Below are 23,065 nucleotides of genomic sequence, written 5' to 3'. Positions count from 1 at the left end.
CTCCGCGTCAGGGCGTGCGCCGGCGCAGCGTGACCGACCCGAGCACGATCGAACCGATGATCCACGCGCCGATCACGAGGAGCTTCGCCATGATCCACTCGGTGTCTTCCGAACCGTCGGCCACCGCCGTGAGCGCGTCGATCGCGAAGCTGAGCGGAAGCCACTCGCTGATCGCCTCGAGCGCCTCGGGCAACTGGTCGCGGGGGATGAAGATGCCACCGAGCAGCACTTGCGGAAAGACGAGGAGCGGCAGGAACTGCACAACCTGGAACTCTGAACGCGCGAACGCGCTCGCGAGCAGGCCGAGCGCCGTGCCGAGCAGGGCGTCGGCGACCGCGACCGCGAAGAGGAGCCAGATCGTCCCTTCGATCTCGAGACCGCACACCCAGACCGCGAACGACACCGCGATCGCCGTCTGGAAGATCGCGAGGAGGCCGAACGCGAGCGCGTAGCCGAGGATGAAGTCGCCCTTGCCGAGCGGCATCGAGAACAATCGCTCGAGCGTGCCGCTCCGCCGCTCGCGCAGCGTGGCGATGCTCGTCACGAGGAACATGACGATGAACGGGAAGAGGGCGATCATCGCGGGCCCGATGTCGGCGAAGAGGTCGGTGTCGGTGAAGATCCACGCGACGAGGCCGATGAGCAGGCTCGGCACCACGAGCAGGAGGCCGATCGTGCGCGGGTCGTGCCGGATCTGCGTGAGCACGCGACCCGCGGTGGCGAACGTGCGCGAGAGCGTCATCACGCCACCTCCGACCCGGTCTCGGGATGCAGGTCGGGCACGCCGCGCTCGATGAGGCGGAGGAACGCCGTCTCGACGTCGTCGGTACCGGTGGCCTCGAGCACGCCGGGCACGGTGTCGTCGGCGAGGAGCGCGCCGTCGCGCATGAGGAGCAGCCGGTCGCAGCGTCTCGCCTCGTCCATCACGTGGCTCGAGACGAGGAGCGTCGCGCCGGCCTCGGCGAGCCGGTGGAAGAGCTCCCACAGCTCGACGCGGAGCACGGGGTCGAGGCCGACGGTCGGCTCGTCGAGCACGAGCACCTCGGGGGCGCCGAGCAGGGCGGCGGCGAGCGAGACGCGGCCGCGTTGCCCGCCCGAGAGCGATCCGGCGAGCCGTCCTTCGACGGAGCCGAGGTCGGTGCGCTCGATGACGCTGTCGACGTCGGATGCCGGAGCACCGAGCACCCGGCGGAAGAACGCGAGGTTCTGGCGCACCGTGAGATCGTCGTACACGCTCGCCTGCTGCGTCACGTAGGCGACGCGCGAGCGGAGCGCGGCCGACCCGGCCGGGGAGCCCGAGCACCTCGATCGTGCCCGAGTCCACCACCTGCACGCCCACGAGCGAGCGCATGAGCGTCGTCTTGCCGCTCCCGCTCGGCCCGAGGAGGCCCACGATGCGGCCGCGCGGCACGTCGAGCGACAAGCCGTGGAGCACGGGAGTGCCGCCGCGACGCACGTGCAGGTCGCGCACGACGATCGCGGGACCGGCGGCGGCATCCGCATTATTCATCATGTGCTGAATTCTTCGCCTGCTCGAACCGCCTGTCAAGTGCCAGGAGGACGACCGGTCAGGTGCCATTGCACCGCCGGCCCGACCCGCGCGACGAGCTCGTCGATGCTCACGGAGGCGGCGGGCTCGAAGGCGAGCACGTAGCGCACCATGATCACTCCGACGATCTGGGATGCCGCGAGCTCGGCGCGGAGCTCGGCGTCGGCTCGGTCGTCGTCACCGAGCCGGCTCGCGATGCGGTGCATGATCTCGCGCCGCAGGAACTCGCGCAGCATCCGTGCCACCGGACCCTGGCCGATCGCCGAGCGCAACGCAGCGACCGCGGCAGGACGCACCCCGGCGGAATCCCAGGCGCCGAGCACAGCGCGCACGAGTCGAGCGCCCAGCTCGTCGACCGGGCCGTCGAGCGCGTCGCGCACGAGCCGGTCGGGGCGCAGCGGCACCTCGACGACTTCGGCGACGAGCGCGGACTTGCCCTCGAAGTAGTGGTGCACGAGTGCCGGGTCGACGCCGGCGCGGCGAGCGATCGCACGCACCGAGGCGGCCTCGTAGCCGTGCTCGCCGAATTCGGCGGTCGCCGCCTCGAGGATGCGCGCTCTCGTGTCGTCGCGATTGGCCGCCTTCGGACGACCGCGACGACGCGGTGCAGGTGCCTCGGCCACAGCCTGAGCCTACGCCCGGAGCAGGCCCCGCGCTTCCTCTGAGTCTCATGGGAAGCACGGTGGGCGAACAGGGGCGATCGGTAGGATGATCAGACACCCGAATACGTCAATACGTCGCTCAGAGCGCTAGGAGTCCGTGCCATGGAATGGCTCATTCCCGTCATCATCGTCGTTGCGCTCGTGGTGATCGCCGGCATCTACCTGTGGGCCACCTACAACTCCCTCGTCACTCTCAACGTGCGCGTCGACGAGGCCTGGAGCGATATCACGGTGCAGCTGAAGCGGCGTGCCGACCTCATTCCCAACCTCATCGAGGCGGTCAAGGGCTACGCGGCGCATGAGAAGGCCGTCTTCGAGAACGTCACGCGAGCGCGAGCCGAGACGCTGCAGGCACAGGGCCCGGCTGAGGCCGGTGCGGCCGAGAATCACATGCAGCAGGCACTGAAGTCGATCTTCGCCGTCGCCGAGGCCTACCCCCAGTTGCAGGCGAGCCAGAACTTCCTCCAGCTCCAGTCCGAGCTGGTCGACACCGAAGACAAGATCCAGGCGTCACGCCGGTTCTACAACGGCGGCGTCCGCGAGCTCAACACGAAGATCAAGGTGTTCCCGAACACGCTGTTCGTGCGCGGCCTCGGCTTCCACGAGCGCGACTTCTTCGAGGTCACGGAGCCTGCCGCCATCGCAGAGCCCCCGCGCGTCCAGTTCTAACGCACGACGATGTACCGAGCGATAGCCAAGAACAAGCGCAACACCTTCTTCATCATCCTGTTCTTCCTCGCCATCATCGGCGGGCTGGGGTGGCTGGCGGCTGCGATCTACAACGACATCACGATCGTCATCGTGACGCTCGTCATTGCGACGGTGTACGCCCTGTTCCAGTACTTCACCGCCGACCGGCAGGCCATCGCCATGTCGGGCGCGATCGAGCTGAAGAGCAAGGCCGACCACCCGCGGCTCTGGCGAACGGTGGAGAACCTCTCGATCACCACCGGCACGCCGATGCCGAAGGTCTACGTCATCTCCGACCCCGCGCCCAACGCGTTCGCCACCGGTCGAGACCCTGAGCACGCAGTCGTCGCCGCGACCACGGGCCTGCTCGAGATCATGGACGACGCCGAGCTCGAGGGCGTCATGGCCCATGAGCTCGGCCACGTGCGCAACTACGACATCCGACTCTCGATGGTCGTGTTCGGTCTCGTGGTGGCGGTGGGGTTCATCTCCGACATGCTCGTGCGCATGACGTTCTTCGGGCGCGGCAACAACCAGAACCCCGTCGTGCTCATCTTCGGCCTCGTCGCGATGCTCATCGCGCCCCTCGTCGCGAGCCTCGTGCAGCTCGCCGTGTCACGACAGCGCGAGTACCTGGCTGACGCCACGGGCGCGATGACGACGCGGCATCCCGACGCCCTCGCGAGCGCCCTCGAGAAGCTCGGGGCCTACGGCCGGCCGATGCGCCGGCAGAACTCCTCGATGGCGCACCTCTGGATCGCCGACCCGCTGCGGCCCGGCGTCATCGACCGGCTGTTCGCGACCCACCCGCCGATCGCCGATCGCATCAAGCGACTCGAGACCATGGGCGGCGCCTTCTAGGCGACGCCCGCTCTGGCGGTCGCGAGTTCGGAATCGAGCGCGGGGGAGAGATCTCCGCGGCCGGTCACCGCGACCTCGTCGAGCCCCTGCCAAGAGGCCGCACGCAGGAGCACCGGGGCGAGCCGCGCCGCCGTCTCGGTCGGCGCGCCGGGCTCGGCCCACGCCGATTGCACGCGGAGCACTCCCGCCTGGCGGTCGCTCTTGAGATCGACGCGGCCGACGACGCGGTCGTCGATGAGCACGGGCAGCGAGTAATAGCCGAACTTGCGGTCGGGCTCGGGCACGTAGATCTCGATGCGGTAGTGGAAGTCGAACAACCGCTCGGTGCGGGGCCGGAACCACACGACCGGGTCGAACGGCGAGAGCACCGCGGCCGCGTCGATGCGCCGGGGCCGCTTCGCGTCGCGGTGCAGCCACGTGGGCGTGGGCCGCGCCCCGGTCGTCCAGCCGGGGACCTCGACGGGCAGGAGCACCCCCGCCTCCTCGAGCTCGCGGATCGCCGCGCGCACTGGTGCCCGCTTCATGCGCCAGTAGTCGGCGAGGTCGGCCTCGGTGCCGATGCCGAGCGCGGATGCCGCGAGCTCGATCAGGTGCCGGACAGCATCGTCCTGGGCGGGTGGCTCGCCGAGGAGTTCGGGAGAGAGCGCCTGCTCGGGCAGCGCGTACACGCGCTCGAAGCGGCGGCGTTCGACGCACACGACCTCGCCGGTGCGGAACATCATCTCGAGCGTGCGCTTGACGTCGGACCAGCCCCACCATGGACCCCGGCGCTCGTTGGCGTCATGTTCGATCTCGCTCGCGCGCATCGGGCCGTTCGCCGCGAGCTCGGCACGGAGCCATTCGGCGAGTGTGCGGTTCTCGGTGACCCAGCCGCCCCAGTCACTGCCCTTCTCCCGGTATTCCGCGCGACGGAACTCGAAGAGCGGCCACAGCTCACGCGGGATGAATGCCGCCTGGTGCGCCCAGTATTCGATCATGCGGCCCCGACCGCCGGTGGTCAGCCGATCGAGCAGCGCGCGGTCGTAGTCGCCGATGCGGCTGAACGCCGGGAGGTAGTGACTGCGCTCGAACACGTTCACGGAATCGATCTGGAGGAGCCCGAGCCGATCGACGACCCCGCCGACCTGGCGCAGGCCGGGTGACTCGGGCAGGGGGCGCGAGAAGCCCTGCGCCGCGAGCGCGATGCGCCGGGCGAGAGCGGGACTGACGGAGTCGACCATGATGCTCGACTGTATCCGGCGCCTCCGACACGCGAGGAGCCGTTGATGCGACATCCGTCCGCCCATGCAGTTCGGTGCATGTGCCGTGCCTAGACTGGAGCAATGACGGAGTCGAAGGGGCGGGCTCGTTCGCGAGCAGGCCTCGGGCGCGAGGCCAAGCCGGGGGAGGCGCCGGTCGAGGCCGATCCGCAACCGGTGCACGAGGTCGCCGACGGCATTCCCTACAGCATGCGGCTCGCTGCCGCGTGGTCGTGGCGACTGCTCCTCGTCGGCGGGATGCTCGCGGTCGTCGTGTTCCTCATCATCCAGCTGCGGCTCATCATCATCCCGATTCTCGTGGCGGTGCTCATCGGCGCCCTGCTCGTGCCCTTCGTGGGCTTCATGCAGCGGCACCGATGGCCGAAGTGGCTCGCCGTGACCACCGCGATGCTCACGACGCTCGCGGTCGTCGGCGGCCTGCTCTGGCTCGGCATCACGCAGATCGTGCGCGGCTCCGACGAACTCGCCGCGCAATCCGTGATCGCATGGAATGACTTCCGGGTCTGGCTCCTCGAGGGGCCCTTCCACATCACCGAGCAGCAACTGAACGACTTCGTCGCCCAAGTGGTGAACTCCGCGCAGGAAGACGGCAGCGTGCTGCTGACCGGTGCGCTCTCGCTGGGGTCGACCCTCGGCCACTTCATCGCGGGACTCCTGCTCGCGCTCTTCGCGACCCTGTTCATCCTCATCGACGGGCGCGGCATCTGGAACTGGGTCGTCGGCGTCTTCCCGCGACGCGCCCGCGCCGCGATCGACGGAGCAGGTCAATCGGGCTGGGCGACGCTCGGCAACTTCGTTCGGGTGCAGATCCTCGTCGCGACGATCGATGCCGTCGGCATCGGCCTCGGCGCCTTCTTCCTCGGTCTCCCCCTCGCGGTGCCGATCGCGATCCTCGTCTTCCTCGGCTCGTTCGTCCCCTTCGTCGGTGCCGTCGTCACGGGCGCGCTCGCCATCTTCGTCGCGCTCGTCTACAACGGTCCCGTCATCGCGCTCGTGATGCTCGGCATCGTGCTGCTCGTGCAGCAGGTCGAGGGCCACGTGCTGCAGCCGCTCATCATGGGCACCGCCGTGAAGGTGCATCCGCTCGGTGTCGTGCTCGCGGTCGCGACCGGTTCGCTGCTCGCGGGCATTCCGGGTGCGCTCTTCGCCGTGCCGGTGGCCGCGGTGCTCAACGTGATGATCCTCTATATCGCCGGCGGATCCTGGAAAGACCAGTCAGGGCCACCGGCGATCGCCGCCCGCTCGCCGCTCTGGCGGACCGTGCCACAACGACCCGGATATGCGCGAGGAGAATGAACGAATTGACCACGACCATTCCGGGGCCGAGCCTCGCCGAGTTCGAGCATGCGCGCGAGGTCGTGGGGCGCGTCGCCCGGCAGACCCCGATGGAGTCCTCGCGATTCCTCGGCGATCGGCTCGGCGTGCCCGTCTACCTCAAGTGCGAGAACCTCCAGCGAACGGGCTCCTACAAGCTCCGCGGCGCCTACCATCGCATCTCGGCGCTCACCCAGGCCGAGCGCGAGCGCGGCGTCGTGGCAGCCTCCGCCGGCAACCACGCCCAAGGCGTGGCGTTCGCGGCGCGTGAGCTCGGCATCCGCGCGACGATCTTCATGCCGGTGGGCGTGGCCCTGCCGAAGCTCGACGCGACCAGGCACTACGGCGCCGAGGTCGTGTTGCGCGGCGACTCGGTGGGCGAGGCGCTCGAGGCCGCCGCTGCCTATGCCGCCGAGACCGGCGCGGTGCTCATCCCGCCGTTCGACCATCCCGACATCATCGCCGGACAGGGGACCCTCGGCCTCGAGATCCTCGAGCAGGCACCCGACGCCACCACGATCGTCGTGCCGGTCGGCGGCGGCGGGCTCGTGGCGGGCATCGCGAGCGCGGTGAAGCAGCAGGCCGCCCGTGAGGGCCGCGTCATCCGCGTCATCGGTGTGCAGGCCGAGAACGCCGCTCCCTACGTCGCCTCGCTCGCGGCCGGTTCGCCGCAGCAGGTGCCCGTCGTGCCGACGATCGCCGACGGCATCGCGGTATACCGCCCCGGCGAATTGAACTTCGAGATCATCCGGGAGGCGGTCGACGAGGTCGTCACCGTCTCCGAAGACGACATCGCCCGCGCCCTGCTCGTTCTCCTCGAGCGCGCGAAGCTCGTCGTCGAACCGGCGGGCGCGGTCTCGGTCGCGGCGATCATGACGGGTGCGGTGAAATCCGACGGTCCCGTCGTCGCGCTCCTCTCCGGCGGCAACATCGACCCGCTGCTCATGCAACGCGTCATCGCGCACGGTCTGTCGGCCTCCGATCGCTACCTCTCGCTGCGTGTCGGGCTTCCCGACCGTCCAGGCCAACTCGCGCGCGTCGCCGAGTTGCTCGCCGAGGCGAACGCCAACGTCATCGAAGTGCTGCACACGCGTCACGGGTCCGGACTGCAGATCTCCGAGGTCGAACTGAAGCTCTCAGTCGAGACACGCGGGCCCGTGCACCGCGAGGTCGTCGTCGAGACCCTCCGGCGGGCCGGGTACGATCCGAAGGTCGACGTCGACTGACGCGCCGAGCGGTCGTCTGAGGCGCTGACGATCGACACACACGCTGAACGACAACGGCCCCTCCGCGAAGCGAAGGGGCCGTTGGTCGAACATCTCGGTTACTGACCGCCCCAGGTCTCGACACCGGTGACCTCGACCGCGATCTCGCGGCCGTTCGGCGCGGTGTAGCTCGTCTTCTCGCCGACCTTCAGGCCGAGGATCGCGGCGCCCAGCGGGCTCTGCTCGCTGTAGACGTCGAGTTCGGAGTCGCCGGCGATCTCACGGCTGCCGATGAGGAAGGTCGACTCGTCGCCGGCGATGACCGCGGAGATCACGGTGCCGGGCTGGACGACGCCGTTGGAGGTGGGCGCCTCGCCGACCTGCGCGGAGCGCAGCAGCGACTTCAGCTGGCGAATGCGTGCCTCTTGCTTGCCCTGCTCGTCTTTCGCAGCGTGGTATCCGCCGTTCTCCTTGAGGTCGCCCTCTTCACGGGCGGATTCGATGCGCTTCGCGATCTCCTCGCGCCCATTGGTGGAGAGCTGCTCGAGCTCGGCCGCAAGCCGGTCGTAGGCCTCCTGGGTAAGCCAGGTGACGGTGGCTTCGTGCGCCATGGTGCACTCCCGAAATAGACGTGACGCCCCGACGACTGTCAGGGCGAACAACCAATGTTAGGTGAGCCAACACCGGTAAATCAAACCCGTGTTCGCTTCCTGCGCCGTTCGAACCTGCTCGGTGAAGGTGCGGAGGTGCCGATCCGACGCGGGCAGTTCGACGACCTTCCAGCCGACGACGGTGAAATCCTCGTTGAGCGCCTGCACGATGCAGGCGGTCTCGTTACCGGGCGGCACCGACAGGGTCCAGCTCACCTCGACCGCGCGCTGCTCGGTGAGGAGGCGATGCCCGGTGTCGGTTGCCTGGACTGCCGGCCGTTGGCCGTCGAGCCCCGCCCACACGACCCATGCGACGAGCACGATCGCGAAGACGATCGCAGCACCGATCAGGAGCAGTCGATCGCGAGTGCGCGTGCCGGGTGTGCGCCCGTAGCGCGCAGCGAGCACCTCGGTCTGCTCGGCCACGGCTCGGCCCCTTCCCGCCTCGATCGTCTAGGCTTGAATCCAGCCTAACCCGCCCCCGGTGAAGGGAATCCGATGCTCGTCGTGCCCGCTTGTTCCGTCGCCGGAGCACGCTCGTGATCGCACGCCTCACCGGCGCGATCGTGATCGCCGCAGAGGAGGAGTTCGACCCCGACACCGTGACCCCGGGCGTCTGGGGCTTCGTCGTGACGTTCGCCCTGATGGTCGTGGTGGTGCTCCTGATCCTCGACATGGTGCGGCGCATCCGGCGCACGAATTACCGCGCCGAGGTGCGCGAGCGGCTCGAGGTCGAGCGCCTCGAGGCCGAGATGCCCGGGAGTGAAGGCGTGGCGCCGGATGTCTCGAGCCCGGCGCCGAACGCCGACGACGACGAGAGCGGCCCCGGCGCGGCATCCGCTCGCTGAACGCGGCCCGGCTCAGCCTGTGTGGTACGTGGGGTCGACGGCGATGAGCAGCGTCGCCGTCCAGTGGCACATGAACGCGAGCACCGTGCACGCGTGGAAGATCTCGTGGAAGCCGAAGACTCCCGGCCACGGATTCGGCTTCTTCAGCGCATAGACGATCGCACCCCCCGTGTAGAGCAGGCCGCCGACGATGACGAGCACCATCATGAGGGCGTTCACCGCGAAGAGGTCGCCGAGGTACATCACCGCGGCCCCAGCCGAGCAGCAGGTAGAGCAGCACGTAGAGCCAGCGCGGGGCTGAGATCCAGAACACCCGGAAGCCGATGCCGACCAGTGCGCCGGCCCACACCACGCCGAGCAGCAGCCAGCCCTTGCTCGGTGGCAGCGCGAGGATCGCGAGCGGCGTGTAGGTGCCGGCGATGAGCAGGAAGATGTTGGCGTGGTCGATGCGCTTGAGGAGCAGCTTCGTCTTCGGCTTCCAGTCGAAGCGGTGGTAGAGCGCCGAGTTGCCGAAGAGCAGCATCGAGGTCAGCACGAACACGAGCGACGCCAGCTTCGCCGGCGCGCTCTGTGCCAGCACGAGGAGCACGACACCCGCGAGGATCGTGATCGGGAACGTGACGGCGTGGATCCAGCCGCGCCAGGTGGGCTTCACGTCGGCGCGCGAGATGCCGTCGTCGAGCACCGGGATGTTCGGCAGGTCGGAGCCGTGCTGATCGGGGGAGAGCGCGGCATCTGCCGGGTCGTCCGCCGCGGCCGGGCGGGAGAGCTGCTGCGCGAGATCGTCGTGTTCGCGGCGGCGCTTCGAGGTCATCCAGCCAGCGTAGAGCTTCGACGATCAGGGCTCGCTGTGAGTGCCGGATGCCGCGGGGCGGTAGCGTGGGTCCGTGCACACGAGCGATCACTCCATCGGTCGCGGCCTGCTCTACCGCCTCTACCAGAACCGGTTGCGGCGCGGACTCGATCCGACCTCCGGTCCGCGCCACGTCGCGATGATCATCGACGGCAACCGTCGCTGGGCGAAGCAGCTCGGCTACGACTCGGCCGCCCACGGCCACCGTGCGGGCGCCGCGAAGATGCGCGAGTTCCTCGAGTGGTGCGACGACCTCGGCATCACCACGGTCACGCTCTATCTGCTCTCGAGCGACAATCTCGGCAACCGGCCCGAGAGCGAGCTCGCCGACCTCATCGAGATCATCGCCGAGCTCGCCGAGGAGCTCTCGCACTATCGCGACTGGCGCGTCCAGCATGTCGGGTCGGATGCCGGGCTGCCCGAGCCGCTCGTCGCCGCCCTCGATGCCGCTGAGCACCGCACCGCCGACAAGCGAGGCCTGCACGTGAACCTCGCCGTCGGCTACGGCGGCCGCAAGGAGATCACCGATGCGATGCGCTCGATCGTCGCGGCACACCATGCCGAGGGACGCAGCCTCGAAGACCTCGCCGAGCGACTCACCCCCGACCTCATCGGCGAGCATCTCTACACGGGTGGCCAGCCCGATCCCGATCTCGTGATCCGCACGTCGGGGGAGCAGCGCCTCAGCGATTTCATGCTCTGGCAGGCGGCGCACAGCGAGTTCTACTTCGTCGAAGCGCTCGGGCCCGACCTGCGAAAAGTCGACTTCCTGAGGGCACTTCGCGACTATGCGAAGCGGCATCGTCGATTCGGCGGGTGATCGGGCCGTTCGTTCTGTCACAATATGCCTCGGAGAAGGGGGCACACCCACGTGACCATCGACGAATTCAACGCCGGATTCACCGACGAGCCGGGATACCTCGACTACGCCCGCGTCGGCCCGCTCTCGACGTCTGCCGCCGAGGAGGCGCTCGCCTTCACGCAAGTGCTGCAGCGGGCGCGGCACGGCAGCCTCGACGCCTTCGCCGAGCAGGATACGCGGCTTCGCGCGGCGGCATCCGCCGTGACGGGGTTCCCGGCCGAGGCGATCGTCTTCCAGCCGAACACGACGCAAGGCATCATGCACGCCATGTTCGGTCTCACGGGCGGTGTGCTGTTGTCAGCCGACGAGTTCCCGAGCCTGCCCATCGCGGCGGTGCGCGCCATGGAGGCGCTGCACACCGTGCAGCCCACCTGGCTCGAGACCGATCACGGCAAGGTCACGCCGGGGCAGATCCGAGCGCAGCTCGAGTCGAACGTGGCCGCCGTCGCGGTGAGCCTCGTCGACGCGCGCACCGGGTACCTCAGCGACATCGAGGGAATCCGGCAGGTGATCGGTGATCGGCTGCTGATCGTCGATGCCATCCAGGGCTTCGGCGTGGTCGACGCGCCGTGGGAAGCCGCCGACGTCGTGCTGAGCGGCGGGCAGAAGTGGTGCCGCGCCGGCTGGGGCACCGGGATCATGGCGCTGTCGTCGCGCGCGCTCGAGCGGCTCACGCCGGTGTTCTCGGGGTTCTCGGGCACCGAGGAGGCCGAGCCCTGGGGCGAGGTGCCGCCGCCGGCATCCGACGCCCGGGCGTTCCGTGTCTCGAACCCCGACCCGATCGGCGAGGCGCGCCTCGCCGCGTCGCTCGAGGAGATCGCCCGTGTCGGGGTGCCGGCGATCAACGCCGCCGTCGCCGAACGCGCGAGCCGCGTCATCGACCTGGCCGATGAGTTCGCCATCGCGGTCGTCTCGTCGCGCGACGAACAGGAACGCGCGGGGCTCGTCGTGCTCGAGCCGCCCGCCGAGCAGGTGACGCTGCTGACCGCCTCGCTGCACAACCACGGCGTCACCGCCACGACGCGGCAGGGGCGGGTGCGCCTGAGCGTGCACTCGGGCACGTCGGGCGAGACGCTCGAGATGCTGCGTGCGGCGTTCGTGTCGTACAGCTCGGCGGCGAGGTACTGAGCGCCGCGTCGTCGACAGCGGCGCGCGTTCGGCGTGCAGCTCGCGACATCCGCGTCCGCATGTGAACGACGCGTGACACCCGCGTGACATTCTGCGTGTCGATGGCGCGGATTCGGCGACGCCGAAGTACGGTCGGAGACATCAGGCAAGGTGCCTGATCGAGTCGGCTCGTGAACCGCTCGTAGGAGGATCGCCGGCCGGCCGAGAGCCGAGCGGAACGCTCGGGGCAGGAGCGGTCGTGGCTTCAGTTGAAACCTCAAAGTCCGTCGGTCGAACCGCGGGTGGCGCCAAGGCGCAATCCGGCGAGGCGACGCCTGTGCACGATGCGCAAGCGGTGCGGACGTACGTGCTCGACACTTCGGTGCTCCTCTCGGACCCGAAGGCGCTGTTCCGATTCGCCGAGCATGCGGTGGTGCTGCCAGTCGTGGTGATCACGGAACTCGAGTCGAAGCGCAACCATCCCGAGATCGGGTACTTCGCACGGCAGTCGCTGCGAATCCTCGACGAACTGCGGATCGAACACGAGCGCCTCGACTTCCCGATCCCCGTGGGTGAGGGCGGATCGCTGCGGGTGGAGCTCAACCACTCGAATCCGTCGGTGCTCCCGAGCGGGCTCCAGCTCGGCGACAACGACTCGCGCATCCTCGCGTGCGCGATGAACCTCGCGAACGATGGCGTCGCCGTGACCGTCGTCTCGAAAGACCTGCCGTTGCGCGTCAAGGCGGCGTCGATCGGCCTCGATGCCCAGGAGTACCGCGCCGAGCTCGCGATCGACTCCGGCTGGAGCGGCATGGCCGAGCTCTCGCTCGGATCGAACGACATGGCCAAGCTCTACGAGCACGAGGTGATGACGACGGCGGCCGTGGCAGACCTGCCCGTGAACACGGGCGTCGTGATCCACTCGGAGCGAGGGTCTGCACTCGGCCGGGTCGTCGGCGAGCACGAGGTGAAGCTCGTGCGCGGCGATCGCGACGTCTTCGGCGTGCACGGCCGATCGGCCGAGCAGCGGCTCGCGATCGACTTGCTGCTCGACCCCGAGATCGGCATCCTCTCGCTCGGCGGGCGCGCGGGCACCGGAAAGTCGGCGCTCGCCCTGTGTGCCGGCCTCGAGATGGTGCTCGAGCGCCAGCAGCACAAGAAGATCATGGTGTTCCGCCCGCTCTATGCCGTGGGCGGCCAGGAGCTCGGCTACCTGCCAGGCGACCAGGGCGAGAAGATGAACCCCTGGGGGCAAGCGGTGTTCGACACCCTCGGTTCCGTGGTCTCCGACAATGTGCTCGAGGAGGTCATCGATCGCGGCATCCTCGAGGTGCTGCCGCTCACCCACATCCGCGGCCGCTCGTTGCACGACGCGTTCGTGATCGTCGACGAGGCGCAATCGCTCGAACGCAACGTGCTGCTCACCGTGCTCTCCCGCATCGGGCAGAACTCGCGGGTCGTGCTCACCCACGATGTCGCCCAGCGCGACAACCTGCGTGTGGGTCGCCACGACGGCGTCGCGAGCGTCATCGAGACCCTGAAGGGGCATCCGCTCTTCGCCCACATCACCCTCACCCGCTCGGAGCGCTCAGCGATCGCCGCACTCGTCTCGGAGATGCTCGACGGCGCCGAGCTGAACTAGCGCGAGTGCGGGGCGCTCGGGCGACGTTCAGACGAACGCCCGAGCGCCCGAGCGCCCGAGCGATCATGAACGTGCGAGGTGCGGGGCGAGGCGGTCGATCGTCGCGTTCATGCCGGGCTCGACACCCAGCGCGATCCATTCGCGAACGCGGGAGTCGGGAACGGCGTCAGCGAAGCCGAAGTGGAGGGTCATCCGGGTCGTCGCGCCGATCGCGTCGAGGTCGACGGTGACGATGGGCAGGCGGTCGAGACCGTCAGGGTCCTCTGGATCGATCTCCGGCCAGCCGCCGACGGCGCCCCACGAGAAGACGAGGCGCGAGGGCGCGGCGATCTCGCGGTAGACGCCACCGGTGACGTATGAGCGGGCCTCGTCGTTCTGCTCGACGAGGAACACGCGCCAGGCACCGCCGATCCGGAGGTCGACGGTCGACGGATGCTCCGCCGACGGCGCCACCCCCGCGAACCAGTGCAGCTGTGCGGGATCGGTCCATGCACGGAAGACGAGCTCACGCGGGGCATCGAGGTGCCGCACGATGCTGAATCCGCGTCTCGTGTCGGTCGAGGACTCCGTGTCGGTCATGACTTCTCCTTCTCGGCCGATCGGCCCGTGATGGTGTTCAGATGCGTGTCGAGGGCGTCGAGGCGGCCTTCGAAGAACGCGCGGTACGTCGACATCCACTCGTCGATCTCTTCGAGCGGCTTCGTCTCGAGTCGGCACGGACGCCACTGGGCGTCACGTCCCTTGGTCACGAGCCCTGCCCGCTCGAGCACCTTGAGGTGTCGCGAGACAGCCGGAAGGCTGATGTCGTGGGGAGCTGCGAGCTCGCCGACCGTCGCCTCGCCCGTTGCCAGTCGCGCGAGCATCGCCCGCCGCGTCGGGTCGGCAAGGGCCGCGAAGATGGCGCTCAGCTCGTCCACGAAAAGTTGCGTCCTTAGTTAATTAACGAACACGTTAATTACACCGGAATCGTCGGGGAGTCGCAAGGCGAACGCGTCACTTCCCGACGCGGTTGGCGCGATCGGGCCAGCCGGATGTCCCGGAAGTGACGCGTTCGGAGCGAGTGGGCGTTCCGCGTGCGTGAGCGCGAGTCAGGCCTGCGGCGGCCGCGTCATCGAGAGCAGGTCGAGGGCCGTGTCGAGCTGCTCCTCGGAGAGCTCGCCGCGCTCCACGTAGCCGAGGTCGATGACGGCCTCGCGCACGGTGATGCCCTGCGCCACCGAGTGCTTGGCGATCTTCGCTGCGGCCTCGTAGCCGATGAGCTTGTTGAGCGGCGTGACGATCGAGGGCGACATGCCGGCGAGGGCACTCGTGCGCTCGATGTTGGCCTCGAGCCCGTCGATCGTCTTGTCGGCGAGCGCGCGCACGGAGTTCGAGAGGAGGCGGATCGACTCGAGCAAGGCCGTGCCCATGACGGGGATCTGCACGTTGAGTTCGAAGGATCCGGATGCCCCGGCCCACGCGATCGTCGCGTCGTTGCCGATGACCCGCGACGCGACCATGAGCACGGCCTCGGGGATGACGGGGTTGACCTTGCCCGGCATGATCGAGGATCCAGGCTGCAGGTCGGGGATGTTCAGCTCGCCGAGGCCGGTGTTCGGCCCCGATCCCATCCACCGGATGTCGTTGGCGATCTTCGTGAGGCTCACGGCGATGGTGCGGAGCGCGCCCGAGGCGTCGACGAGCCCATCGCGGTTGGCTTGCGCCTCGAAGTGGTCGACCGCCTCGGTGATCGGCAGCTCGGTCTCCTGCTGGAGGAGCTCGATGACCAGCTGCGGGAAACCGGCCGGGGTGTTGATGCCCGTGCCGACGGCGGTGCCGCCGAGCGGCACCTCGGCGACGCGGGGGAGCGCCGAGCGCACTCGCTCGATGCCGAGGCGCATCTGGCGCGCGTAGCCGCCGAACTCCTGGCCGAGGGTGACCGGGGTGGCGTCCATGAGGTGCGTGCGGCCGGCCTTCACGACGCCCGACCACGCGTCGGCCTTCGCCTCGAGCGAGACGGCGAGGTGGTCGAGCGACGGGATGAGGTCGTCGATGAGTGCCGCGGTGACGGCGATGTGCACCGAGGTCGGGAACACGTCGTTCGAGGACTGCGAGGCGTTGACGTGATCGTTCGGATGCACCGGGGCGCCGAGCTTCTCGGTCGCGATCGTCGCGAGCACCTCGTTCATGTTCATGTTCGAGGAGGTGCCGGACCCCGTCTGGTAGACGTCGACGGGGAAGTGCTCGACGGCATCGTGGCGACCCTCGATGACCTCGTCGGCCGCCTCTTCGATGGCCCTCGCGATGTCGGCGTCGAGCACGCCGAGACGTGCGTTCGCCTGCGCGGCGGCCTTCTTGATGCGTGCGAGCGCCTGGAGCTGCTGGATCTCGAGCCCAGAGCCCGAGATGGGGAAGTTCTCGACGGCGCGTTGCGTCTGCGCACGGTACAGCGCCGATGCGGGCACCCGCACCTCGCCCATCGTGTCGTGTTCGATCCGATAGTCGGCGGGGTTGTCCACCACGGTGTGATCCCTTTCGGTTGCGTGCCGGGCCCTCCCGGCGGGAGCCGCGAATGCGGCGGTCAGATGCGTCCGACGACGATGTCGGTCTCGGCGCGCCCTTCGAGCAAGCGGTAGTTCGCGCCGACGATAGCCAGCGTACCGGCTGCGATCGCGTCGCTGATCATCTCGGAGCTCTCGAGCAGCTCGGCGACCGTGTCGCGCAGATGCTCGCGTCCGACGAAGCCCGCGTCGACGTGGTCGCGCTCGATCGGCAGGGACGGGTCGCCCCCCGCCACTCGCCGGACGGCCGGCACAATACGGGAGACGATCGAGTTGATGTGCGCCGGGAGCGGTGCTGCATCGGGCGTCTGGGACTCGATCGCTGCGAGCACGGCGCCGCACTCGTCGTGACCGAGCACGAGGATGAGCGGCACGCCGAGCACCCCCACCGCGTATTCGAGCGAGCCGAGCACCGAGTCGGAGATGACTTGGCCGGCGTTGCGCACGACGAAGGCGTCGCCGAGACCGACGTCGAAGATGATCTCGGCCGACAGGCGGGAATCGCTGCAGCCGAAGATCGCGACGAGCGGCCGCTGGCGCGCCGCGAGCGCGGTGCGGTGGTCGACGTCTTGCCGCGGATGCTGCGGCTCGCCGGCGACGAATCGCTCGTTGCCTCGCCGCAGCTCACGCCAGGTGGCAGCCGGCGTCTCGGGACGTTCGGTCGACTGGTCGCTCACGGGGGTCCTCTCGGTGCTGCGGGTCGTCGGTCGGTGTAGTCGGTGGCCGGTGCGGTGCTCGATGATCAGCGCTGTGCTTCGACGGTGGTCGTGAGTGCCGCGCCGATCGTCTCGAACTCGTCGGTCGTCGCCGTGCCGATCAGCACGAAGGTGTTGCCGCCCGCCTCGGTCACGAGGCCGTAGCGGGCGTTGCCCACATCGTCGGTCGACTCGCGGTTGTCGTACACGGTCCAGTCGATGCCGTCGATGGTCGTCGTCCCGCTCGCGAGCGTGCGCTCGAGCAGGCCGGCGACCCACGTGGGATTCGCCTCGAGCCCCTGGTACATGCCGACGTACTCGTCGCTCGGCGTGAGGTAGCCGGCGTACCACGCGGTGACGCCGTCGGCCTCGCTCTTGCGCAGCTCGGCCGCGTTCGCGCGCCACCCCTCGGGAAGATCGGGCACCGCGAGCGGGTCGGAGCTGGCGATCTGCGCCTGCTCGGCGACCGCCGCGACGTCGATGTCGGGCTCGATGGGCGTGTCGCTGCGCGGCACGAGCAGCACGAGGACGAGCATCACGACCAGGCTCGCACCGAGGGCGAGCACGAGGTTCTTGAGGGTCTGGCGCTGGCGGTGCAGGCGGGAGTTCTCGGCCAGGCGTGCCGCGGTCTCTTCGGGCGTCTCGGGCCGGCCGAGTTCGGCGACGACCCGCGGCGGTCGCGCGGCCATCAGTGTTCGCCGGCGTGGTCGGATGCTGCGCGGGCCGCGCTGCCTGCACGCGCCGCGTCGAGTCGCGCCTTCGCTCCGATGAGCCACTCCTCGCACCGTGCCGCGAGGGCCTCGCCGCGTTCCCACAGCGCGAGCGACTGCTCGAGCGTCGCCGAGCCCTGCTCGAGTTCGCCGACGACGCGCACGAGCTCGTCGCGGGCCTGCTCGTAGCTCAGCTCGGCGACATCGGGCGTGGAGGACATGGCATCCATTCTATTCGGGGCCACCGGCACGCTTCGCCGCGGAGTCGGCCGCAGAGTCGGCGGCGGAGCCGGCCGCAGAGTCGGCGGCGGAGCCGGCCGCAGAGTCGGGCGCAGAGCCGCGCGCAGCGTCGGCCGCGGGTGCCCGGTGATCGGGCACTTCGCCGCGAGAGACGGCGGCGATCGCGCCTTCGGCGAGGGTGACGAGGAGTTTCGTGCCGTCGGGCGCCGCCGATGGCGCTCGCACGACGTGCCCGTCGGCGCCCTGCACGATCGCGTAGCCGCGATCGAGCGTGGCTTGCGGTGAGAGGGATCGCAGTCGCGTTCGCAGTTCGGCTGTGCTCGACGTGGCTCGCTCGAGCGTGCGATCGATGAGCTCGGCGCCGCGCGCGACCCATCTCGTGAGGTCTTCGGCGCGGCGGTCGACGATCCACGAGGTGTCGGCGAGCGCCGGACGCGAGCGGAGGTGGCCGATGCGGTCGATCTCGCGGCCGAGGATTGCCGAGAGCCGCATGCTGAGCCGCGCTCGCGCCTGCTCGATGCGCACGAGCTCCTCGCTGATGTCGGGCACCACGCGCTTGGCGGCATCCGTGGGCGTCGAAGCCCTGAGATCGGCCACCTCGTCGAGCAGCGGCCGGTCGGCCTCGTGCCCGATGGCCGAGACGATGGGGGTGGATGCCGCCGCAGCGGCACGCACGAGGCGCTCATCGCTGAAGCCCAGCAGGTTCTGGAAGTCGCCGCCGCCGCGGGCGATGATGATGACGTGCACGTCGGGATCGGCGTCGAGCCGCTTGATCGCGGCGATGACCTCGGGCACCGTGCGGTCGCCCTGCACCGCCGCATGCACGACTCGGAAGTCGACGGCGGGCCAGCGGAGCCTGGCGTTGCGCACCACGTCGTGCTCGGCGTCGCTGTCTTTGCCGGTGATGAGGCCCACGACACCTGGCAGGAACGGCAGCCGGCGCTTGCGTGACGCGTTGAACAGCCCCTCGGCGGCGAGTGCGGTGCGCAGCCGCTCGAGTCGTTCGAGCAGGTCGCCGAGGCCCACGTGCCTGAGCTCGAAGACCTGCATCGAGAGCGAGCCGCCTTTGACCCACCAGTTCGGCTTCACGAGGGCGATGACCCGGTCGCCCGCCTTGAACTGCTCGGTGAAGCGGGCCCGCACCGATGACCAGACCTGGAACGACAGGGTCGCGTCGGCGTCGAGGTCTTTCAGCTTGCCGTAGACGTTGCCGGCGGAGACGCCCCATTGCGTGATCTCGCCCTCGACCCAGACCGTGCCGAGTCGGTCGATGTATTGCTTGAGCTTGCCCGAGAGCAGAGCGACCGGCCACGGCGCGTCACGTGTCGCCGGTGCATCCGTCATCTGGCCTCCCAGCCTTTCGGTCCATCTCAGCCGCGTAGGATGGGCATCGTGACGAGCTTGACGGATGCCCCGCGAATCGGCCTCGGCATGCCCAGAGTCCCGGGCGTGCGCGGCCGGCTCAAGGATATCCCGGTCCCCGGACACAAGCGTGTGCTGCTCGCAGCGCCCCGCGGCTATTGCGCCGGCGTCGACCGCGCGGTGATCGCCGTCGAGAAGGCCCTCGAGCACTACGGTGCGCCGGTCTACGTGCGCAAGCAGATCGTGCACAACATCCACGTCGTCACCGAGCTCGAGCAGCAGGGAGCCATCTTCGTCGACGAGGTCGACGAGGTTCCCGAGGGCGCGCACATCGTCTTCAGCGCGCATGGCGTCTCGCCGGCCGTCGTGAACGCGGCCGCCGATCGCGGCCTGCACGCGATCGACGCGACCTGCCCCCTCGTCACGAAGGTGCACCGCGAGGCAGTTCGCTTCGCCCGCGACGACTTCGAGATCCTGCTCATCGGCCACGAAGGGCACGAAGAGGTCGAGGGCACCGCCGGTGAGGCTCCCGATCACGTCACCCTCGTCGGCAGTCCCGACGAGGTGGCGAACATCGAGGTCCGCGACCCTGACAAGGTCGTGTGGCTCTCACAGACCACGCTCTCGGTCGACGAGACGATGGAGACCGTGCGGCGCTTGCGCGAGCGGTTCCCGAACCTCCAAGATCCGCCGTCCGACGACATCTGCTACGCCACCCAGAACCGCCAGGTCGCGATCAAGAAGGTCGCGCAGAACGCCGACCTCGTGATCGTCGTGGGCTCAGCCAACAGCTCGAACAGCGTTCGGCTCGTCGAAGTGGCGCTCGAGTACGGCGCGAAGGCCGCCTACCGAGTCGACTACGCGAGCGAGGTCAGGCAGGAATGGCTCGACGGCGTCGAGACCGTCGGCGTGACGAGCGGGGCATCCGTGCCCGAAGAGCTCGTGCAAGAGCTGCTCGCCGCGCTCGCCGACGCCGGCTACGGCGAGGTCGCCGAGGTCAAGACGGCCGAGGAAGACCTGATCTTCTCGCTCCCGAAGGAGCTGCGCAACGACCTCGCCGGCAACCGCGACGCCCGGGCGCTCGGCGGCCGGGCGCGCAGCGACCAGAGCTAGAGCGCGATCCCGACGCCCGCTTGTTGCCAGGCGGCGCCGTGGGTCAAGCGGCGCTCAGCCGCTCGACGAGTGCCGGGTCGCTCATGATGATGGCGAACATGATCGCGTACAGCGCGATGAACGACAGCACGCCGCCGACGAGCGGCACCCAGAACGCCAGTCGTCGGGCGCGCAAGCGGGCGATCGACCACCACACGACGAACGCCAGCAGCACGAATTGGATGATCTGCCCGGTGAGGATGAGGCCGGCCACCTCGGGGGCCGGCGTGTAGTCGAACGCCGCACCGCCGGTGCCGAGCATCTCGGAGGCCTGCCGCAACGCCTCGGGGAGAACGGTCGGCAGTGACTGCAGGGAGCCGATCGCGCTCCACGCTCCGAGCACCCCGACGACGAGCAGCAGGATCGTGACGATCCGGTCGGCGGGGCGGTCGCGACGGTCGACGGATGCCGCGACCGGCAGCGGCGGTGGCGTGGCCATCTGCGGTGCCGGGTCGGACGTGCGCTCATCGGCGGGAGGCTGCCAGCTCCAGCCCTCGGGGGCGTATTCGCCGTACTGCGGACGAGGGCGCTCGTCGCGCGAAGGCGCCGGGGAGGCGTCGCCGCGCGCGGCACCGCGACCGTCCGACTCATCGGACGGACGGGCGGCACCGTGCTGCGACATCCGGGGCCCTACGCGCTGATCGACTGGCCGGCGGAGCCGAGCTGGCGCGTGGACTCGCCCACGCGGGCGGCCATCGCCGACTCGGCGACCTTGCCCCACGCGCGCGGGTCGTACTGCTTCTTGTTGCCGACGCCGCCGTCGACCTTCAGCACGCCGTCGTAGTTCGAGAACATGTAGCCGGCGATCGAGCGCGTGAACGCGTACTGCGTGTCGGTGTCGATGTTCATCTTCACGACGCCGTTCGCGACCGCCTCGGCGATCTCGGCGTCGGTGGAGCCGGAGCCGCCGTGGAAGACGAGGTCGAGGGGCTTCGGGCCGTTGCCGTACTTCGTCGTGAGGCCGTCTTGGATCTCCTTGAGGAGCGAGGGGCGCAGCTTGACGTTGCCGGGCGCGTAGACGCCGTGCACGTTGCCGAAGGTGAGGGCGGCCATGTAGCGCCCCTGCTCGCCGAAGCCGAGGGCCTCGACCGTCGAGATCGCGTCGTCGAGGGTCGTGTAGAGCGCCTCGTTGGAGCCCTCGTGCTGGACGCCGTCTTCTTCGCCGCCGACGACGCCGATCTCGACCTCGAGCACGGCGTTGATGGCCTTCATGCGGGGCAGGATCTCTTTGGCGATCTCGAGGTTCTCGGTGAGCGGCACGGCCGAGCCGTCCCACATGTGCGACTGGAAGATCGGGTTGCGGCCCGCCTTGACCTCTTCTTCGGAGGCGGCGATGAGCGGGAACACGAAGTCCTCGAGCGCCGGCTTCGGGCAGTGGTCGGTGTGCAGCGCGACGGTGATCGGGTAGTTCTTCGCGACCTCGTGGGCGAAGCGGGCGAACGCGAGCGCGCCGGTCGCGCGGGCCTTCACGGTGTGGCCGGCGAAGTAGTCGGCGCCGCCGGTCGTGACCTGGATGATGCCGTCGGATCCGGACTCGGCGAGGCCCTGCAGCACCGCGTTGAGCGTCTGCGAGGAGGAGACGTTGAATGCCGGGAAGGCGAAACCCTTCGCCTTGGCGGTGTCGAGCATCTCGGCGTACTGCTCGGGGGTTGCGATGGGCATGGTGCTCCTTCAAGGCGACGGTGGGTTCGCCACGAGTCTAACGACTTGCCGCTGGGGAGTTACCGGGCGGTGCCCAGGGGTGCCCGCTGTGCCGCTTGCCAGCCGGCTACGCCAAGATGGCGGGATGCGAATGGGACCCGACGAGAGCCCAGCGGCGACGGATGCCGCGGCGCCGGCCATTCCCGAAGAGGTGCGCGCCGCGCTCCTGCGCGCCGTCGAAGCGGCGGCAGGCGCCGCGAGGCCGCTCGTCGGGAACGGGGACCCGCACGCGGTCGACGCCGCCGCGGTCGACGCGCTGCGTGCAGCCCTCGCCACGGTCGCCGTCGACGGCCGGATCGTCGCGGGCGAAGGCGAGAAGGACGACGCGCCGATGCTGCACCCGGGCGAACGGTTCGGCACCGGTTCCGGACCGGCCATCGACGTGGCCGTCGATCCCGTCGACGGCACGCGACTGGCCGCAGCCGGGGAGCCGGGCGCGATGGCGATCCTCGCGGCGGCACCTCGAGGGGCGTTCCTCGACCTCGGGCCCGCCCACTATCTCGACAAGCTCGTGCACGCGGGACCCGACGCCGAGCTGCGCCTCGACCTGCCGGTGGGCGAGAACCTCGCCCGCCTTGCCGAAGCCCGCGGGCTCCGAGTGGCCGACCTCACGGTGGCCGTGCAGCGCCGACAGCGCAACGCCGCGCTCGCCGCGGCGGTCGCCGAGGCCGGGGCGCAGCTGCACGAGTTCGAGCACGGTGACATCGAGCGCGTCGTGCACGCCGTGGCATCCGACGGATCCCTCGACCTGCTGTTCGGCGTCGGCGGCGCACCCGAGGGCATCATCGAGGCGGCGATCGTGTGCGCGCACGACGGGTTCATGCTCGCCCGGATGGCACCGCAGTCCAGGCGCGAGGTGGCACGGATCGCCCGCGCCGGGATCGACGCGACGCGCAGCTGGACGCGCGACGAACTCTGCGCCGAGCCCGCGTTCGTGGCGATCGCTGCGGTGACCGAGTGCGCGCTCGACCCGGCTCCTGCTGAACTCGTGCGAGTGGCTCCGGGCCGGACGGTGGCTGGGTTGTCGGCATTCGCCTTTCCTGAGCGTTAAGTTCTGCGAATCTTTCCCCGCCGGATACCCGGAACTTCCAGTGGCGCGCGAGCCCGGTGCCTAGGCTGGAGAGGCGGGCGCGAGCGCTCGACGACGGTTCCGAGCGACGGAA

23 protein-coding genes and 3 pseudogenes are annotated in these 23,065 nt (G+C 69.5%); 10 read left to right on the top strand and 16 right to left on the bottom strand.

Features of this window, described 5'->3' with window-relative positions; translation table 11 throughout:
* Positions 1 to 7: 7 nt before the first annotated feature.
* The 3 genes and pseudogenes from QFZ29_RS11340 to QFZ29_RS11330 all read right to left on the bottom strand — a co-directional run bounded on the left by QFZ29_RS11340 (position 8) and on the right by QFZ29_RS11330 (position 2,172).
* Complete coding sequence (locus tag QFZ29_RS11340; protein ID WP_306894210.1) at positions 8 to 742, bottom strand: ABC transporter permease; 735 nt, start codon at positions 740 to 742, stop codon at positions 8 to 10.
* Positions 742 to 1,513: pseudogene (locus QFZ29_RS11335) on the bottom strand (ABC transporter ATP-binding protein). Before QFZ29_RS11335 ends, QFZ29_RS11340 begins: the two are co-directional and overlap by 1 nt.
* A gap of 32 nt (positions 1,514 to 1,545) precedes the next feature.
* Complete coding sequence (locus QFZ29_RS11330) at positions 1,546 to 2,172, bottom strand: TetR/AcrR family transcriptional regulator (protein WP_306894209.1); 627 nt, start codon at positions 2,170 to 2,172, stop codon at positions 1,546 to 1,548.
* A 141-nt stretch (positions 2,173 to 2,313) separates the two neighbouring features.
* On the opposite strand from QFZ29_RS11330, the gene QFZ29_RS11325 reads away from it, so the two are divergent.
* Positions 2,314 to 2,880 (top strand): LemA family protein, encoded by a 567-nt coding sequence (locus tag QFZ29_RS11325; protein WP_306894208.1) that lies wholly within the window; start codon positions 2,314 to 2,316, stop codon positions 2,878 to 2,880.
* 9 nt (positions 2,881 to 2,889) lie between these two features.
* Positions 2,890 to 3,762 carry a M48 family metalloprotease gene (locus QFZ29_RS11320; RefSeq protein WP_306894207.1) on the top strand — a complete coding sequence of 291 codons (873 nt, stop codon included), beginning with the start codon at positions 2,890 to 2,892 and terminating at the stop codon, positions 3,760 to 3,762.
* Here the strand turns inward: QFZ29_RS11320 and QFZ29_RS11315 are convergent.
* Positions 3,759 to 4,982: a winged helix-turn-helix domain-containing protein gene (locus QFZ29_RS11315; RefSeq protein ID WP_306894206.1), complete on the bottom strand. Its 1,224-nt coding sequence runs from the start codon at positions 4,980 to 4,982 to the stop codon at positions 3,759 to 3,761. The genes QFZ29_RS11320 and QFZ29_RS11315 overlap by 4 nt on opposite strands.
* 102 nt (positions 4,983 to 5,084) lie before the next feature.
* On the opposite strand from QFZ29_RS11315, the gene QFZ29_RS11310 reads away from it, so the two are divergent.
* Both QFZ29_RS11310 and ilvA read left to right on the top strand, forming a co-directional pair.
* Positions 5,085 to 6,317 (top strand): AI-2E family transporter, encoded by a 1,233-nt coding sequence (locus QFZ29_RS11310; RefSeq protein ID WP_306894205.1) that lies wholly within the window; start codon positions 5,085 to 5,087, stop codon positions 6,315 to 6,317.
* A complete protein-coding gene (ilvA, locus tag QFZ29_RS11305; protein WP_306894204.1) occupies positions 6,314 to 7,561 on the top strand; it encodes a threonine ammonia-lyase in 1,248 nt (415 codons plus the stop codon). Before QFZ29_RS11310 ends, ilvA begins: the two co-directional genes overlap by 4 nt.
* A gap of 98 nt (positions 7,562 to 7,659) precedes the next feature.
* On the opposite strand, the gene greA is transcribed toward ilvA, so the two are convergent.
* Complete coding sequence (greA, locus tag QFZ29_RS11300; protein ID WP_306894203.1) at positions 7,660 to 8,151, bottom strand: transcription elongation factor GreA; 492 nt, start codon at positions 8,149 to 8,151, stop codon at positions 7,660 to 7,662.
* Between the two features lie 57 nt (positions 8,152 to 8,208).
* Positions 8,209 to 8,616 carry a DUF4307 domain-containing protein gene (locus tag QFZ29_RS11295; RefSeq protein ID WP_306894202.1) on the bottom strand — a complete coding sequence of 136 codons (408 nt, stop codon included), beginning with the start codon at positions 8,614 to 8,616 and terminating at the stop codon, positions 8,209 to 8,211.
* A 113-nt stretch (positions 8,617 to 8,729) separates the two neighbouring features.
* On the opposite strand from QFZ29_RS11295, the gene QFZ29_RS11290 reads away from it, so the two are divergent.
* Complete coding sequence (locus QFZ29_RS11290; protein WP_306894201.1) at positions 8,730 to 9,038, top strand: hypothetical protein; 309 nt, start codon at positions 8,730 to 8,732, stop codon at positions 9,036 to 9,038.
* A 12-nt stretch (positions 9,039 to 9,050) separates the two neighbouring features.
* On the opposite strand, the pseudogene trhA reads toward QFZ29_RS11290, so the two are convergent.
* Positions 9,051 to 9,852: pseudogene (gene trhA, locus QFZ29_RS11285) on the bottom strand (PAQR family membrane homeostasis protein TrhA).
* 73 nt (positions 9,853 to 9,925) lie between these two features.
* Here trhA and QFZ29_RS11280 point away from each other — a divergent pair.
* From QFZ29_RS11280 to QFZ29_RS11270, 3 genes are all read left to right on the top strand, one after another.
* On the top strand, positions 9,926 to 10,711 hold the full coding sequence (locus QFZ29_RS11280; protein WP_306894200.1) for an isoprenyl transferase: 786 nt from the start codon (positions 9,926 to 9,928) through the stop codon (positions 10,709 to 10,711).
* 51 nt (positions 10,712 to 10,762) lie between these two features.
* Entirely contained in the window at positions 10,763 to 11,881 is a 1,119-nt protein-coding gene (locus QFZ29_RS11275) for an aminotransferase class V-fold PLP-dependent enzyme (protein ID WP_306894199.1), read from the top strand.
* A 316-nt stretch (positions 11,882 to 12,197) separates the two neighbouring features.
* Entirely contained in the window at positions 12,198 to 13,502 is a 1,305-nt protein-coding gene (locus tag QFZ29_RS11270) for a PhoH family protein (protein WP_241843080.1), read from the top strand.
* A 63-nt stretch (positions 13,503 to 13,565) separates the two neighbouring features.
* On the opposite strand, the gene QFZ29_RS11265 is transcribed toward QFZ29_RS11270, so the two are convergent.
* From QFZ29_RS11265 to xseA, 7 genes and pseudogenes are all read right to left on the bottom strand, one after another.
* Positions 13,566 to 14,081: an SRPBCC family protein gene (locus QFZ29_RS11265; protein ID WP_306894198.1), complete on the bottom strand. Its 516-nt coding sequence runs from the start codon at positions 14,079 to 14,081 to the stop codon at positions 13,566 to 13,568.
* Positions 14,078 to 14,419 carry an ArsR/SmtB family transcription factor gene (locus QFZ29_RS11260; protein WP_306894197.1) on the bottom strand — a complete coding sequence of 114 codons (342 nt, stop codon included), beginning with the start codon at positions 14,417 to 14,419 and terminating at the stop codon, positions 14,078 to 14,080. The genes QFZ29_RS11265 and QFZ29_RS11260 overlap by 4 nt, the downstream gene beginning before the upstream one ends.
* A gap of 171 nt (positions 14,420 to 14,590) precedes the next feature.
* Positions 14,591 to 16,003: a class II fumarate hydratase gene (locus tag QFZ29_RS11255; protein ID WP_306894196.1), complete on the bottom strand. Its 1,413-nt coding sequence runs from the start codon at positions 16,001 to 16,003 to the stop codon at positions 14,591 to 14,593.
* 59 nt (positions 16,004 to 16,062) lie between these two features.
* Complete coding sequence (locus tag QFZ29_RS11250) at positions 16,063 to 16,719, bottom strand: carbonic anhydrase (RefSeq protein ID WP_306894195.1); 657 nt, start codon at positions 16,717 to 16,719, stop codon at positions 16,063 to 16,065.
* Between the two features lie 65 nt (positions 16,720 to 16,784).
* Positions 16,785 to 17,426, bottom strand: a complete 642-nt coding sequence (locus QFZ29_RS11245) for a DUF4245 domain-containing protein (protein ID WP_306894194.1) — start codon at positions 17,424 to 17,426, stop codon at positions 16,785 to 16,787.
* Positions 17,426 to 17,677, bottom strand: coding sequence for an exodeoxyribonuclease VII small subunit (locus tag QFZ29_RS11240; protein WP_306894193.1), 252 nt, complete (start codon positions 17,675 to 17,677; stop codon positions 17,426 to 17,428). The genes QFZ29_RS11245 and QFZ29_RS11240 overlap by 1 nt, the downstream gene beginning before the upstream one ends.
* A 67-nt stretch (positions 17,678 to 17,744) precedes the next feature.
* Positions 17,745 to 19,061: pseudogene (xseA, locus tag QFZ29_RS11235) on the bottom strand (exodeoxyribonuclease VII large subunit); the annotation flags it as partial.
* Between the two features lie 57 nt (positions 19,062 to 19,118).
* Between xseA and QFZ29_RS11230 the strand changes: the two are divergent.
* Positions 19,119 to 20,162, top strand: a complete 1,044-nt coding sequence (locus QFZ29_RS11230; RefSeq protein WP_306896698.1) for a 4-hydroxy-3-methylbut-2-enyl diphosphate reductase — start codon at positions 19,119 to 19,121, stop codon at positions 20,160 to 20,162.
* Positions 20,163 to 20,205: 43 nt separating this feature from the next.
* On the opposite strand, the gene QFZ29_RS11225 is transcribed toward QFZ29_RS11230, so the two are convergent.
* Both QFZ29_RS11225 and fbaA read right to left on the bottom strand, forming a co-directional pair.
* Positions 20,206 to 20,823, bottom strand: a complete 618-nt coding sequence (locus QFZ29_RS11225; RefSeq protein ID WP_306894192.1) for a DUF6264 family protein — start codon at positions 20,821 to 20,823, stop codon at positions 20,206 to 20,208.
* An 8-nt stretch (positions 20,824 to 20,831) separates the two neighbouring features.
* The gene (fbaA, locus tag QFZ29_RS11220) at positions 20,832 to 21,863 is read right to left on the bottom strand and encodes a class II fructose-bisphosphate aldolase (RefSeq protein ID WP_306894191.1); all 1,032 of its coding nucleotides are present in this window, start codon (positions 21,861 to 21,863) and stop codon (positions 20,832 to 20,834) included.
* 124 nt (positions 21,864 to 21,987) lie between these two features.
* Here fbaA and QFZ29_RS11215 point away from each other — a divergent pair, with 124 nt between their 5' ends.
* Positions 21,988 to 22,953, top strand: a complete 966-nt coding sequence (locus QFZ29_RS11215) for a fructose-bisphosphatase class II (RefSeq protein WP_306894190.1) — start codon at positions 21,988 to 21,990, stop codon at positions 22,951 to 22,953.
* Positions 22,954 to 23,065: the final 112 nt, after the last annotated feature.

The organism is Agromyces albus (genome assembly GCF_030815405.1).
Classification (GTDB): Bacteria; Actinomycetota; Actinomycetes; order Actinomycetales; family Microbacteriaceae; genus Agromyces; species Agromyces albus_A.
Note: the sequence above shows the minus strand (reverse complement) of the source record. Positions and strands in the feature narration are given on the sequence as shown.

Bases quoted from the DNA above. Each gene is read 5' to 3' on its own strand.
- QFZ29_RS11340 (WP_306894210.1), bottom strand. From the start codon at position 742: ATGACGCTCTCGCGCACGTTCGCCACCGCGGGTCGCGTGCTCACGCAG.
- QFZ29_RS11325 (WP_306894208.1), top strand. From the start codon at position 2,314: ATGGAATGGCTCATTCCCGTCATCATCGTCGTTGCGCTCGTGGTGATC.
- QFZ29_RS11320 (WP_306894207.1), top strand. From the start codon at position 2,890: ATGTACCGAGCGATAGCCAAGAACAAGCGCAACACCTTCTTCATCATC.
- QFZ29_RS11315 (WP_306894206.1), bottom strand. From the start codon at position 4,982: ATGGTCGACTCCGTCAGTCCCGCTCTCGCCCGGCGCATCGCGCTCGCG.
- QFZ29_RS11310 (WP_306894205.1), top strand. From the start codon at position 5,085: ATGACGGAGTCGAAGGGGCGGGCTCGTTCGCGAGCAGGCCTCGGGCGC.
- ilvA (WP_306894204.1), top strand. From the start codon at position 6,314: ATGAACGAATTGACCACGACCATTCCGGGGCCGAGCCTCGCCGAGTTC.
- greA (WP_306894203.1), bottom strand. From the start codon at position 8,151: ATGGCGCACGAAGCCACCGTCACCTGGCTTACCCAGGAGGCCTACGAC.
- QFZ29_RS11265 (WP_306894198.1), bottom strand. From the start codon at position 14,081: ATGACCGACACGGAGTCCTCGACCGACACGAGACGCGGATTCAGCATC.
- QFZ29_RS11245 (WP_306894194.1), bottom strand. From the start codon at position 17,426: ATGGCCGCGCGACCGCCGCGGGTCGTCGCCGAACTCGGCCGGCCCGAG.
- QFZ29_RS11240 (WP_306894193.1), bottom strand. From the start codon at position 17,677: ATGGATGCCATGTCCTCCACGCCCGATGTCGCCGAGCTGAGCTACGAG.
- QFZ29_RS11230 (WP_306896698.1), top strand. From the start codon at position 19,119: ATGCCCAGAGTCCCGGGCGTGCGCGGCCGGCTCAAGGATATCCCGGTC.
- QFZ29_RS11225 (WP_306894192.1), bottom strand. From the start codon at position 20,823: ATGTCGCAGCACGGTGCCGCCCGTCCGTCCGATGAGTCGGACGGTCGC.
- fbaA (WP_306894191.1), bottom strand. From the start codon at position 21,863: ATGCCCATCGCAACCCCCGAGCAGTACGCCGAGATGCTCGACACCGCC.
- QFZ29_RS11215 (WP_306894190.1), top strand. From the start codon at position 21,988: ATGCGAATGGGACCCGACGAGAGCCCAGCGGCGACGGATGCCGCGGCG.